16 protein-coding genes and 1 riboswitch are annotated in these 13039 nt (G+C 37.7%); of the genes, 5 read left to right on the top strand and 11 right to left on the bottom strand.

The window, feature by feature from the left end; genetic code table 11:
* Positions 1-21: 21 nt before the first annotated feature.
* Entirely contained in the window at positions 22-423 is a 402-nt protein-coding gene (gene yugI / locus LJY09_RS24500; protein ID WP_013059599.1) for a S1 domain-containing post-transcriptional regulator GSP13, read from the top strand.
* A gap of 35 nt (positions 424-458) precedes the next feature.
* Here the strand turns inward: yugI and LJY09_RS24495 are convergent, their stop codons facing one another.
* Positions 459-689, bottom strand: coding sequence for a DUF378 domain-containing protein (locus tag LJY09_RS24495; protein WP_013059598.1), 231 nt, complete (start codon positions 687-689; stop codon positions 459-461).
* 220 nt (positions 690-909) lie between these two features.
* Here LJY09_RS24495 and LJY09_RS24490 point away from each other — a divergent pair, with 220 nt between their 5' ends.
* The gene (locus LJY09_RS24490) at positions 910-2073 is read left to right on the top strand and encodes an iron-containing alcohol dehydrogenase (protein ID WP_013085305.1); all 1164 of its coding nucleotides are present in this window, start codon (positions 910-912) and stop codon (positions 2071-2073) included.
* Positions 2074-2117: 44 nt separating this feature from the next.
* Here the strand turns inward: LJY09_RS24490 and mnhG are convergent, their stop codons facing one another.
* Genes mnhG through LJY09_RS24455 form a run of 7 tightly spaced genes read right to left on the bottom strand, consistent with a single transcriptional unit; the run spans position 2118 to position 7871 of the window.
* Positions 2118-2480, bottom strand: coding sequence for a monovalent cation/H(+) antiporter subunit G (gene mnhG, locus LJY09_RS24485; protein WP_013085304.1), 363 nt, complete (start codon positions 2478-2480; stop codon positions 2118-2120).
* A complete protein-coding gene (locus LJY09_RS24480) occupies positions 2464-2748 on the bottom strand; it encodes a Na(+)/H(+) antiporter subunit F1 (protein WP_013059595.1) in 285 nt (94 codons plus the stop codon). The genes mnhG and LJY09_RS24480 overlap by 17 nt, the downstream gene beginning before the upstream one ends.
* Entirely contained in the window at positions 2749-3225 is a 477-nt protein-coding gene (locus tag LJY09_RS24475; protein ID WP_013059594.1) for a Na+/H+ antiporter subunit E, read from the bottom strand. It lies immediately after the preceding gene.
* 6 nt (positions 3226-3231) lie between these two features.
* On the bottom strand, positions 3232-4716 hold the full coding sequence (locus LJY09_RS24470) for a Na+/H+ antiporter subunit D (RefSeq protein WP_098112216.1): 1485 nt from the start codon (positions 4714-4716) through the stop codon (positions 3232-3234).
* On the bottom strand, positions 4706-5047 hold the full coding sequence (locus LJY09_RS24465; RefSeq protein ID WP_013059592.1) for a Na(+)/H(+) antiporter subunit C: 342 nt from the start codon (positions 5045-5047) through the stop codon (positions 4706-4708). The genes LJY09_RS24470 and LJY09_RS24465 overlap by 11 nt, the downstream gene beginning before the upstream one ends.
* Positions 5047-5469, bottom strand: coding sequence for a Na(+)/H(+) antiporter subunit B (locus LJY09_RS24460; RefSeq protein ID WP_013085301.1), 423 nt, complete (start codon positions 5467-5469; stop codon positions 5047-5049). Before LJY09_RS24460 ends, LJY09_RS24465 begins: the two co-directional genes overlap by 1 nt.
* On the bottom strand, positions 5466-7871 hold the full coding sequence (locus LJY09_RS24455) for a Na+/H+ antiporter subunit A (RefSeq protein ID WP_098112215.1): 2406 nt from the start codon (positions 7869-7871) through the stop codon (positions 5466-5468). Before LJY09_RS24455 ends, LJY09_RS24460 begins: the two co-directional genes overlap by 4 nt.
* 214 nt (positions 7872-8085) lie before the next feature.
* Here LJY09_RS24455 and LJY09_RS24450 point away from each other — a divergent pair, with 214 nt between their 5' ends.
* The 3 genes from LJY09_RS24450 (at position 8086) to LJY09_RS24440 (ending at position 10434) form a co-directional block, all read left to right on the top strand.
* Positions 8086-8334, top strand: coding sequence for a hypothetical protein (locus LJY09_RS24450; protein ID WP_014457923.1), 249 nt, complete (start codon positions 8086-8088; stop codon positions 8332-8334).
* 245 nt (positions 8335-8579) lie between these two features.
* The gene (locus LJY09_RS24445; RefSeq protein ID WP_028412606.1) at positions 8580-9929 is read left to right on the top strand and encodes a glucose-6-phosphate isomerase; all 1350 of its coding nucleotides are present in this window, start codon (positions 8580-8582) and stop codon (positions 9927-9929) included.
* Positions 9930-10029: 100 nt separating this feature from the next.
* Positions 10030-10434: a YugN-like family protein gene (locus LJY09_RS24440; RefSeq protein WP_014457925.1), complete on the top strand. Its 405-nt coding sequence runs from the start codon at positions 10030-10032 to the stop codon at positions 10432-10434.
* Positions 10435-10443: 9 nt separating this feature from the next.
* Here LJY09_RS24440 and LJY09_RS24435 read toward each other — a convergent pair whose 3' ends face one another.
* The 3 genes from LJY09_RS24435 to cdaS form a co-directional block, all read right to left on the bottom strand.
* Positions 10444-11232 carry a potassium channel family protein gene (locus tag LJY09_RS24435; protein ID WP_014457926.1) on the bottom strand — a complete coding sequence of 263 codons (789 nt, stop codon included), beginning with the start codon at positions 11230-11232 and terminating at the stop codon, positions 10444-10446.
* A 67-nt stretch (positions 11233-11299) separates the two neighbouring features.
* Positions 11300-11683, bottom strand: a complete 384-nt coding sequence (locus tag LJY09_RS24430; RefSeq protein WP_014457927.1) for a VOC family protein — start codon at positions 11681-11683, stop codon at positions 11300-11302.
* A gap of 97 nt (positions 11684-11780) precedes the next feature.
* Positions 11781-12407: a sporulation-specific diadenylate cyclase CdaS gene (cdaS, locus tag LJY09_RS24425; protein ID WP_028412605.1), complete on the bottom strand. Its 627-nt coding sequence runs from the start codon at positions 12405-12407 to the stop codon at positions 11781-11783.
* Positions 12408-12720: 313 nt separating this feature from the next.
* A riboswitch (SAM riboswitch) is annotated at positions 12721-12823 on the top strand.
* Positions 12824-13039: the final 216 nt, after the last annotated feature.

Below are 13039 nucleotides of genomic sequence, written 5' to 3'. Positions count from 1 at the left end.
AAGGTATCTAGGAGTGTTTATATGTCAAAATTTGAAATCGGTACTGTTACAAAAGGTAAAGTAACAGGAATTCAACCATACGGTGCATTCGTTGCATTAAATGAAGAAACTCAAGGATTAGTTCATATCTCAGAAGTAAAACATGGCTTCGTTAAAGATATTAACGAACATTTATCAGTAGGAGACGAAGTAAACGTTAAAGTTTTATCTGTTGATGAGTCAACTGGTAAAATTGGTTTATCTATTCGTGCAACTGAGCCAGCTCCAGAAAAAACTGAAGCTTCTGCACCTAAAAAACCTGCTAAAAAGCGTCAAGGTCAAGCAACAGTTCATACTGAATCTACTCAAGGATTCAACACATTAAAAGAAAAATTAGAAGAGTGGATTGAGCAATCAAACCGCGAAGATCTAATTAAGAAATAAGAAAAAAAGAAGGATAGCTTAGCTATCCTTCTTTTTTAATGTTCCGTTCTAGGTTCTGTACGCTCTACTTCAGCAGAAGGTTTAAATAATAGACCTAGGTTAATCAGTCCTGCGATTCCAACCAATCCATAAATAATGCGGGAGAAAGCAGATGTTTGACCGCCGAAGATTGCTGCTACTAAATCAAATTGAAAAAAGCCAATAAGTCCCCAGTTAATTGCTCCAATAATCGTTAATACGAGCGCAATACGTTGAATACCACTCATGATGAACCCTCCTTGTTTTGTAGTTCACTTATTAGCCTGCTTTTTTTAGAGGGAAATATGCATATTTGCTTTTGGAAGATACAGACAAATAAACGTTCATTTGGATGGGGTGAGCATCTAGCCAACAGGGAATAATCTTTAGGAAGTCAATTTTCTTTACAATCAAAAAGTTGTTCTTCATAATGATGCATGTAATCAAGCTCGTAAGGAGGAGTTTATAGTGAACAATTTTACATTTTATAATCCTACAAAATTAATTTTTGGTAAAGGTCAATTAGAGCAATTAAAAACAGAAGCAAGTCGCTTTGGTAAAAAGATATTATTAGTATACGGTGGAGGAAGTGTAAAACGCAGCGGTTTATACGATCAAGTAATGGATGTACTGAATGACATGAATGCAGAAGTACATGAGTTAGCGGGAGTAGAACCGAATCCTCGTCTGACAACTGTTCGCAAAGGAATCGATATTTGTAAAGAAAACGGTATTGAATTTTTACTTGCAGTAGGTGGAGGAAGCGTAATCGATTGTACAAAAGCAATCGCAGCTGGCGCAAAATATGATGGCGACGTATGGGACATCATTAACCGCGACGTATTCGCAGCTGAAGCTCTTCCATTTGGAACAGTGCTAACATTAGCAGCAACAGGTTCAGAAATGAATGCTGGTTCTGTTATTACAAATTGGGAAACACAAGAAAAATACGGCTGGGGCAGTCCGGCAACATTCCCTCAATTCTCTATTTTAGATCCGGTTAATACATTTACTGTACCAAAAAATCAAACAGTTTATGGCATGGTTGACATGATGAGCCACGTATTTGAACAATATTTCCATGCTGCAACAAATACGCCGCTTCAAGATCGCATGTGTGAAGGTGTGCTACAAACGGTTATTGAAACGGGACCAAAATTATTAAACGACTTAGAAAACTACGAGTTACGTGAAACGATTTTATATAATGGTACCATCGCATTAAACGGTATGTTACAAATGGGACACCAAGGCGATTGGGCTACTCATAATATTGAGCATGCGGTATCAGCTGTATATGATATTCCACATGCGGGTGGACTCGCAATTTTATTCCCGAACTGGATGAAACACGTAATGGATGAGAACGTAGATCGCTTCAAGCAAGTAGCTGTACGCGTATTTAACGTAGATACGGAAGGTAAGACAGATAAAGAAGTAGCACTTGAAGGTGTGGATAAGCTTCGTGAATTCTGGTCAAGCCTAGGTGCACCAACTCGCTTAGCTGATTATGATATTGGCGAAGACAAATTAGATCTTATGGCTGATCGTGCGATGGCCAAAGGTGAATTTGGTAAATTTAAAAAATTAAACAAAGAAGATGTACTAGCAATCCTACGCGCTTCTTTATAAGATTCTCGATAAAAAACGCCGTGCAAACCGCACGGCGTTTTTTTTTATTCATGATGGGTAAGCTTTTTCTGCTGTTTGGTTTTCAAATCATCCCGAACGGTTTTATCAGAAAGAGGAACTCCGCTGTAATAAGCTGCTCTTCCTAGTAAATGCCCAGCAATAGGAGAGGTGATAAACACAAAGACAATCGCTAAAATTAACCGTGCACTAATATGGCCAGTGTCAATCCAAAAGTAGAGTAAGCAGCCCACTAATATAAACAGGACGCCTAAGGTAGCACTTTTGGAGGCAGCATGACTTCTTGTGTACGTATCAGGCAAACGAATAAGCCCAATCATGGTCACAACTGTCAGAAGAGACCCTATGAGTACCAAAGCTCCTACAATGATTTCACTGATCACGTTCATATTCAATCACTTCTCCTTTCTCTAAAAACTTAGAAAAAGCAACGGTACCTACAAAGGCTATGATGCCTAGCAGTAAAATGACTTCGAAAAAAGCCTGAGTTCGAAAAATAATCGAGATGATGGCCGTGATAGCAATGATGTTAATTCCAATAGCATCAAGGGCCATTGCTCGGTCAGCAGTTGACGGACCTTTTACCACTCGGTAAACAAACCCAATAGTTGAAGCAGAAATGAGAATGAGCGAAACGTTTAGAAAAATATCGAGCATTTAACGACTCACCTCCATAATAGCTTTTTCGAATGTTTGCTGAATATCTGTAATAATGTCATCAATATCGTCGGTATTGATTGCATGAATATAGATAGTAGAATTGTCATCTGACACATCCATTACCAGTGTGCCTGGCGTTAGCGTAATTAAAAGAGAAAGAATGGTAATTTCCCATTCACTCTCCAGACGGGTTGGCATTGCAAAGATGGCTGGCTGAATATTTAATTTAGGGCGCAATACGTCTTTCGTCACTGCAATATTGGCTTTGAATAATTCTCGTATGAAAATAAACAGCAGCTTAATGATCGCATACACTTTATGCAGGTAAAAACGTCTGTGAAAAAAACGGCGGAAAACAAACAGCAGTACCGCTCCCCAGAAAAATCCTATAATAAAAGAAGGTAGTGTCCAAATCCCTCTCAAAAACATCCATGTGAATGCAATGATTACGTTTAATAATAGTTGAAATGACATGCAGATCTACTCCTTTAACACCGATTGGATATAAATTGAAGGATCCATAAGCGTTTGAGCGGCTGTCGACACATAAGGAATAACAGCTTCTGCACCTAGTCCTAAAAAGACAGAAACAGCAAGTAAGATAGCGGATGGGTATAGAATACCTTTAAGGGATACTTTTTCATGCTCAGAAGAAAGCGTAGGTTCACCCCAGAAGCAGCTCATGAAAATCTTAATGGCAGAATATAAAACGAGCAGGCTTGAAACGAGTAAAACTCCTACAAACGTGTAGCTCTCTGATTCTAAACCGCCTTGAACTAAAAGGAATTTTCCAATAAAGCCGCTTAGGGGAGGAATTCCTGCCAACGAAATAGTAGCGATAAAAAACATCCAGCCAAGCAGCGGATAGTCTTTAATTAACCCACCCATTTTCTTTAATTTTGTTGTTCCAGTTATTCGAATGATGCTTCCAGCAAGAAGGAAGAGAGCTGCTTTAATAATCATGTCGTGAATTAAATAATAAATGGCTCCTTCAAAACCTGCTTTTGTTGTTAAAGTTACACCGTAGACAATGACTCCCACAGCAATAATAATATTATAAATTAAAATTTTATTCACATCCGAATAAGCAATGGCGCCTACTGCACCAACAACGATAGTCAAAAGCGCAACGTAGCCGATAATTTGATGAGTAAATTCAGGATGATGGTAAAACAGTAAAGTGAAAGTCCTGAAAATCGAATAAACGCCTACTTTTGTGAGCAACGCACCAAACAATCCGATAATAACGGGTGGAGGCGCACTGTACGAACCTGGAAGCCAAAAATACATTGGGAATAAAGCTGCTTTTAATGCAAATACAATAAATAAAAGCATGCCAATGGTTGTTAAAATTCCCGGCTGATTAGCCTCTGCAATTCGCTGCGAAAGGTCTGCCATGTTGAGAGTTCCTGTTACGGCGTACAAATAAGCAACAGCAATTACAAACAAAGCAGATGAAATGACATTGACTAAAATATACTTAAGAGACTCTCGAAGCTGTTCTTTTGTACCGCCAATTACAATAAGAGCGTACGAAGACATAAGCATGACTTCAAAAAAGACAAATAAGTTAAAGATATCACCTGTCAAGAAAGCGCCAAATACGCCTACTAATAAAAACTGTACAAACGAATAAAAGTAAAAGCGTTCACGTCTTTCGCCAATTGTATGAAAAGCAAAAAGAACGCAGCATAGTGTTACGATACTAGCAGTAAGTACGAGAAGGGAAGCGAACATGTCCGCTACTAGAATAATTCCAAAAGGAGGTTTCCAGTTCCCAAGCTCATGAGTTAAAACACCTTTTGATTGAACCAACTGTACCAAATATGCAGCAAAAGCAGTGGTGGTGATTAATGATAAAACACTGATTATCCTTTGAAGTTTAATATTGTCTTTGAAAAAAATGAGCACAACACCTACAACAAACGGGATAAGCAGTGGGATGATTACAAAATTACTCGTCATGTTCATTTCCCCTTAACTTGTCCATATCGTCTGTTCCGAGTTCTTGATAAGCCCTGTAAGCTAGTACAAGGAAAAAAGAAGTGACACCAAAGCTTATGACAATGGCAGTTAAAATAAGGGCTTGAGGTAAAGGATCTGTATAAGAAGAAGCCTTTTCTCCCAAAAGGGGAACACTCCCCCCTTTTAATCCGCCCATCGTTAAAATCAACAGGTGAACACCGTGGCTTAATAAGCCTGTTCCAATAATAATTCGCAGTAAACTGCGGGATAACATGAGATATACAGCGGCAGTGAATAGAATCCCTGCCACTATGGACATTAATATTTCCACTATTCACTCTCTCCAATCGTTTGAATAATGGTCATCGTAACACCAACAACTACTAGATATACGCCTAAATCAAACAGTACAACGGTAGCTAAAGATGTTTTCCCGAGAAGGGGAAGGTTAAAGTAGCTATATGTGTGAGTCAGAAATGGGACTTTGAAAATAAATGACCCAAGCCCCGTTAAAATAGCTAGCAGCAGTCCAGAGGCCGCCACCTTCTTATAGTCAAATGGGATGACTTTCGATACCGTTTTTATATCGAAAGCCAGCAGTAGTAATACAAGGGCTGCTGAGGTAGTAAGTCCCCCAACAAACCCTCCCCCGGGTGTATAATGACCTGCAAAGAAAAGATGAATGGCAAAAATGATAATAATGAACGTGACTACTTTCGTTGTGGTTTGTAGTATCAAATCATTTTTTTTCATTCTTCTTCCTCCTTTGTTAACCGAAGACGAATCATGCCATAGATAGCAAGAGCTGCTATACAAAGTACGGTAATTTCAAATAATGTATCAAATCCGCGGAAGTCCACAAGGATTACGTTCACCATGTTTTCGCCGCCTGCTTTTTCATAGCTGTTTTCAATAAAGTAATGTGAAATCGATTCAAATAGTTTTGTACTGTTTGCTGATATGCCAAGCAATGTAACGGTCGTTCCTACAAGAAGGGCAACCAGTAAATTTGGCAGTTGAAACTTCACCCTTACTTTTCGCTTCCGAAACTCCGGCAAGTAGTAGAAACATAGTAAAAACAGTGATACGGATACAGTCTCAATAACTAATTGAGTCAAAGCTAAGTCAGGAGCGCGGAATAATACGAAAAATAAAGAAAGCGTATACCCGACAACTCCCAGCGAAATAATGGCTGTGAGGCGTGATTTTGCCAATAAAGTTGTAATAGTAGCCGCAACCATTACAACTGCTAGTATGGCTTCATAAACGCCGATAGAAGCAGTATCTTTTAGATCAATCGCAAAGGCATTCTGAGAAAAGAGCGTTACGAGAAGTAAAATGCCTATGAAAGTAAAAATGATTAAAAGATAGTCTCTAATAAATCCTGTCATTAATGTTTTCATGATGCGCGTTGAGCCTTTTTCCATCCCTTTAATGCCATAATTATATCCGTTATTAAGCGTTAAAGAAGAAGGGAATCGTGTATAAATTTTTGACCACTTTTGAAGCGTCATAAACAACAAAATACCAAATGTGATGACCCCTAGCGTCATAAATAATTCTGGCGTAAAGCCGTGCCAAAATTTAATATGCACTTGATATTCTTTACCTTCAGCTAGCAGGCTAGGTGCGATAGAGGCCATTGTTGGCTCAATAAGGGTTGATTCTAATAAATTAGGAGCAAAGCCAAAAATAACAACCAATGATGCTAAAATAACCGGTGAAATCAGCATGCCTACTGGTGCTTCATGCGGCTTCTTCTCCAACTTTTCGGGCTGGTATTTGCCTGTAAAGGTTTTAAAGACAAGAATCATACTATAGACGAACGTAAAAATACTTCCCACCCAAGCGATGATAGGCAGCAAAATTCCCCACGTCTGCATGCTATACATATCCATTTTTGTCACGTTTACCATGCCTGTAAAAAACATCTCTTTACTTAAAAATCCGTTAAAGGGAGGGAGACCTGCCATTGAAAATCCCCCAATGATAGCAATGGTAAATGTGACAGGCATGAAGCTCATTAACCCGCCTAACTTTCTAATGTCACGCGTGCCTGTTTCATGATCGACAATGCCTACTACCATAAATAAGCTGCCTTTGAAGGTAGCGTGGTTAATCAAATGGAAAACTGCTGCAGTAAGAGCCACTAAGTAGATATTATCGTCTAAAAAATCATAGTGAATAGCTGCGCTACCTACTCCTATAAGTGACATAATCATCCCAAGCTGACTAATTGTTGAAAAAGCTAAAATCCCTTTCAAGTCTTGTTGCTTTACTGCTGAAAACGAGCCCCAAAACAGTGTAATTAGTCCTATGATTGAAATAACAAAAAACCAAGTGGCGCTTATAGCAAAAACAGGGCTGAGTCTTGCTAAAAGATAAATTCCCGCTTTTACCATTGTAGCTGAATGAAGGTATGCACTCACTGGGGTTGGAGCTTCCATTGCATCTGGCAGCCAAATATGAAAAGGAAACTGAGCAGATTTTGTAAAGGCCCCTAATAAAATGAGGACTAGAGCTGGAATAAATAGATGACTTGATGTAACCACATCTACGTTTGAGATAATTTCGCGTATGCTGAAAGTACCTGTCATGACGTATAAAAGTACAATTCCTGCTAATAGGGAAAGTCCTCCGAATACGGTAATGAGCATAGATTTTAAGGCTCCGTATTGAGATTTCTCTCGTTTGTACCAATAACCAATCAATAAAAAAGATGAAAGGCTTGTTAATTCCCAAAAGCTGTAAAGACTCATTAAATTGTCTGATAATACAACTCCTAGCATAGATCCCATAAAAAGAAGCAAATAGACATAAAACGAATGCAGCGCTTCTTTTGTCTTAGAAAGATAATAAATGGAGTAAAGAATAACAAGTGTCCCAATTCCGGTGATTAACAGAGAAAATAGAAGACCGAGTCCATCCACATAAGCATCAAAGTTAATGCCCAGACTAGGTATCCATTTCATTGAATGTAGATATGTTTCCCCCTTAGAAACACCACTGATATATTGTGTGAAATAAATGAACAACACAAGTGGAAGAGGTAAAACGAACCACCCTGTATGAATACGCTGGAATTTCCTATACAGAAGCGGGACAAAAAAGGCTAATAAAAAAGGCGATAAAATCACCAAGTGCAACCACGACAAAAGACAAACCTCCTTGTGATATTCAATTCTGTAACCGATTATATAATAATTTAATTATGCATGCATCCATGCTAATTCTTAGTATCAGCAGAATTTTCAAGGCTTATTAAATAAATAGAAACTCGTCACAAAATCCATAAAAAAAACATAAAAAAATTTTTTTCGACGTATAAAAATCATGCGAAATTGTCACTCTAAGAGTGAGGTGATGGAAATGTATAGGAAACAAATAGCCATCAGTTTTCTCATTTTTACCGCACTATGTATGAGTGGATTTGTGCTAAATAATCACTTGGAAATGAAAGAAGAAAACAGGATGCTAATCACTTCTAAAAGTGAAGCTGAAAATTCCATATCAATAGACTCTTCCCTGTTAAAAGCCTCTTATAAACCGAGACAATATGTAAAGATAGGTGAAATGAACTATATTGCACCATCCGGTAAGCAAATAAAAAACGATTGAAGACCACTCTTTAGTCGTTTTTTATTTGCTTATTATTTGCGTCATCGTGCATGAATTCCGTTCTGTAATCAAAGAACATTAGTTGACTTCATAACGGAATTTATCGTTAAATAAAAGGGTACATACAATGATTGCAGTTTCAACAAACTATAATGATTGTGTCAAATTGTAAGTGGATTCACTTGAATTCAGCTAACAGTTTCGATAAAGTGGAAAATAAAGATATTTTAATGGAGGAACAGACTATGACACATGTTCGTTTTGATTATTCAAACGCGTTATCATTTTTTGGTGAACATGAACTTACATACTTACGTGATGCCGTGAAAGTAGCTCACCATTCAATTCATGAAAAAACAGGTGCTGGGAACGACTTTTTAGGATGGGTAGACCTTCCTACGGAGTATGACAAAGAAGAATTTGCACGCATTCAAAAAAGTGCAGAAAAAATTAAATCTGATTCAGATGTATTAATTGTTATTGGTATTGGAGGATCTTACTTAGGTGCTCGTGCTGCTATTGAAATGCTTCAGCATTCATTCTATAACACATTATCAAAAGAACAGCGTAAAACTCCGCAAGTTATTTTTGCTGGTAACAACATCAGCTCAACATACATGAAAGACTTAATGGATGTTTTACAAGATAAAGATTTCTCTATTAATGTTATTTCAAAATCTGGTACAACAACAGAACCGGCGATTGCTTTCCGTATCTTCCGTAAATTATTAGAAGAGAAATACGGCAAAGAAGAAGCACGCAAGCGTATTTATGCAACAACAGATAAAGCGCGCGGCGCATTAAAAACATTAGCGGACGAAGAAGGCTATGAAACATTTGTTATTCCAGATGATGTAGGCGGCCGTTATTCAGTATTAACAGCAGTTGGCTTATTGCCAATTGCCGCTGCAGGTCTTGATATCGAACAAATGATGAAAGGGGCAGCTGATGCTCAAGAAGCATTTTCATCATCAGAGCTAGAAGAAAACGCAGCTTATCAATATGCTGTAGCTCGTAATGTTCTTTATAATAAAGGAAAAACAATTGAAATGCTGATTAACTATGAGCCAGCTCTTCAATACTTTGCTGAGTGGTGGAAACAGTTATTTGGTGAAAGTGAAGGAAAAGACCAAAAAGGTATTTACCCTTCATCTGCTAACTTCTCAACGGATCTTCATTCTTTAGGTCAATATGTACAAGAAGGTCGTCGTGATATTTTTGAAACAATTGTACAAGTTCAAGATTCTCGTCATGAGCTAACAATTGAAGAAGATGCAGCGGACTTAGATGGACTAAATTACTTAGCTGGGGAAACAGTTGACTTTGTAAATAAAAAAGCGTTCCAAGGTACAATGCTTGCTCACACAGACGGAGGCGTTCCAAACTTAGTTGTAAACATTCCGGCGCTAGATGAGTATACGTTTGGATATGTTGTATACTTCTTCGAAAAAGCATGCGCAATCAGCGGCTATTTACTAGGAGTAAATCCGTTCGATCAGCCTGGAGTAGAAGCATATAAAGTAAATATGTTTGCTCTTCTTGGAAAACCTGGTTTTGAAGAGAAAAAAGCAGAATTAGAAAAGCGTTTGAAATAAATAAAAAGTTCACCTTCTTGTTAGAAGGTGAACTTTTTTGCTTTTGAGATAAAGGATAAAAAGCTGGAAAAAGGACATGTTAAAACAGAGGAGGGATAAGATGATTGAATTATCTTCAAGATTAGACGGCACATTATTCAAGCTTTATGAATTAGAAAAAACGCTTAAGCCGCTTGGGTATAACATTGGAGGAAATTGGGATTATGATCATGGTTCATTCGACTATAAGATGAACGATGAAGTCGGCTATCAGTTTTTACGTATCCCGTTTACAGCTACGAATGGAGAACTGGATTCTAAAGGAACAACCGTACAGATTGGTACGCCATTTTTACTTTCACATAAGTATCAAATTGGCCTAGATGACAATGTTCACAATGGAAACGTGGGTGCTTCATTTAATCAGTTTGCAGAACCCCAAGACGCAGACGCTTCATTTCCAGAAAAGTATATCAGCTTAGGAGAAGAGCTAATTAGAGAGGCAGAAGAGGCGCTGCTTCGGTAATTGAAGGGACTATTCTTTTCTTAAACTCTCTAATTTTTTTACAAAAATATGTTCGTACATGACCTGACTAATCAACTCGTTTGTTTTAATCATTTCATTTACCCCCAAATTTTGCGCATTTTGAATATGCTTTTTTGTTAACAGTTCAACGATGCTGTAAATAGAAGGGTTCAGTCCTTGCAGAGCGACTAGCGTAACAATAGTATTCATGTCTGCATATTCTTCTGTCTTATGCTGATCCGCAGTAATCAGCACTTTTTTTGCGTACCGAGCATTAGCAAGTTCTAATACCTCATAGTGAGAGGGACTTCCTTTAATAAAATGAACGCGATCACAGATCATGGGGTTTTTAGTCAAAGAGTCGTCGATAAGAACAATGTCTTCTTTATGAAATGCGTCGCGATAAGACTCTAACACGAGTTTGGCGCGCTCATTCCACCCCACAACGATGAAGTGATCTTTTCCATAAAACTTTAAATTTCCTTCCAGATAAGCGCTCTCAGCGGAAACAGCAATTTTAGAAAGCGTGACAAAATAAGTAGTAATAAATCCCGTTCCAATGAGGACTAAAATAATTGCAGCTAACCTTCCAATCGTAGTGGTGGGAGCAAAATCACCGTACCCTATAGTAGAGATTGTAATAATAACCCACCAAATTCCTTCAAACACATTCCCAAACGTTTGCGGCTCTAGGAAATGTATAAGCATGCCGAAAAGTAAAACAAGGCAGCCGATAATAAAAAGAAGCCGCACTAAAATAGAACGACGAAAAAGTCGAAATAATAGCCATTCCATCATAAAAATACCTCCAGTGATTAGTCATAGCCACAGTATGACCATTTTTCACTGAAGGTATAAGATATCTTTATCTTTTTACTTCGTAATATTCAATCCATTCTTTGTCTGGACCATAGAAAAATAAGTATCTTGCTCCATTTGGCAAAGTTACAATGTTTTCTTCCACAAATGAAACGCCTGCTGATTTTAAACGCTCAAACTCCTCTTCAATTCCATCTACTGCCAGCGCAAAATGATGAACTTTACCTTCATTAGGTAAGCTTGAGTTATACCCTTGAATTAACTCTACGATTACATTGCCTTCTAAACCTAGAAAAGCTAGCTTCAAAGACGGATCGGTATGTGGTAGTGTTTCGATGAGCTCTAATCCCACCTTTTGTGTATAGAACTCAATAGATTTTTCTATATCCTTTACTTGAACGCCTACATGTTCAAATTTTAAAATTGCCATATGCATCACCCGTATCTATAGTATGTAAAAACTATGAAATATATTAAAGAGAAAGGATATAGAAGTCAAGATAGGGCTGCTTATTAGGAAAGGGCTCTTAAATCATATTTTTGCTGGAGTGAATAGGGTAGAGGCTTCCATCAAGCGCAAACGAAATTTTGCCTGTTTCTTCAGATACAACTAAAATTAATGCATCCGATTTTTCTGACATTCCAATGGCTGCACGGTGACGTGTTCCCAATTTTTTGTTCGTTGAAATAATAGACGAGAGAGGTAAAACATTAGCAGCCGAAATAAGCTGATTATTTCTAATTAGGACAGCTCCGTCATGTAAGGGTGTCCCTGGATAGAACAGTGTCTCAACTAGCGTAGCGCTGACAGGAGCTTGAATAGGCATTCCTTTTTGAATAAGAGGATCAACATTTTGTTCCCGTTCAATGACAATTAAAGCGCCGTGACGTTTCTCAGAGAGGTTATGAATAGCTAGGGACAGAGCAGCGTATTCAAATGTATAAGGCGATAAGTAATGACGCAAGTAATAAGAGGCGGCCGTAGCTTGAACATCTTGAAATAACCTTCTCATCTCCTCAAAATCACATAGGATACAATGATCACTCGTGTCTAAATGTTTAATTAAATTAGAGGCTTCAGTTGAAATCTGCTGTAAATATGTTCGTACATTATTTTTAATTGTATCGTCTAATTGAAAGGGTTGTCTCTCCATCTTATATAGCTCCTATCTGTCAGTCAGTGTTATCTGTAATGTGTGCTAATGTGGGTGAATTATCCGTAAAGCTTATAAATCCGCTATTAATTTTATAGAGAGATTTTGCGTTTTATTTAGCAAGAGAACATCAAAAGTTGGAGAAAAAAGAAAGCGTTTTATAAACTGATATGTTCACATTTGGGTTAAATTTACATATGTTGTTTTAAATAAAAGTATAGATATTTCTGTGAATTTAAAGTATAGTTTTCTTATCGGATATATGATTTTTAATGTTGACAAATATTCTAAATATGCTAAAATTTTTAAAAAATGCTTATCAAGAGTGGTGGAGGGATCTGGCCCGCTGAACCCCGGCAACCTGCTTAGCAAGGTGCTAATTCCAGCAAAGTGTGTATCATTTTGAAAGATAAGGTGAAAATTTATTGCCTACCCAGTCTTTCAATACGGAAGACTTTTTATTTTGATATAGCGCAAGCGATAATTTGAGAAGGGAAACCAATGACTGTAAACCCCGACTTAAAACAAATTTTTGAACACGCCGAAGTAAAGTAAGAATTAAATAGTTTCGCTGACTAGACACACTAGAGGCGGTTTTATCCAATTCTAGTGGGTAAAACCGTCTTTTTTTA

Origin of the sequence: Priestia sp. J2, from assembly GCF_020790095.1 — a bacterium.
GTDB lineage: Bacteria > Bacillota > Bacilli > Bacillales > Bacillaceae_H > Priestia > Priestia zanthoxyli.
The sequence above is the reverse complement of the archived record's forward strand: the minus strand, read 5'-3'. Positions and strand labels throughout refer to the sequence as shown.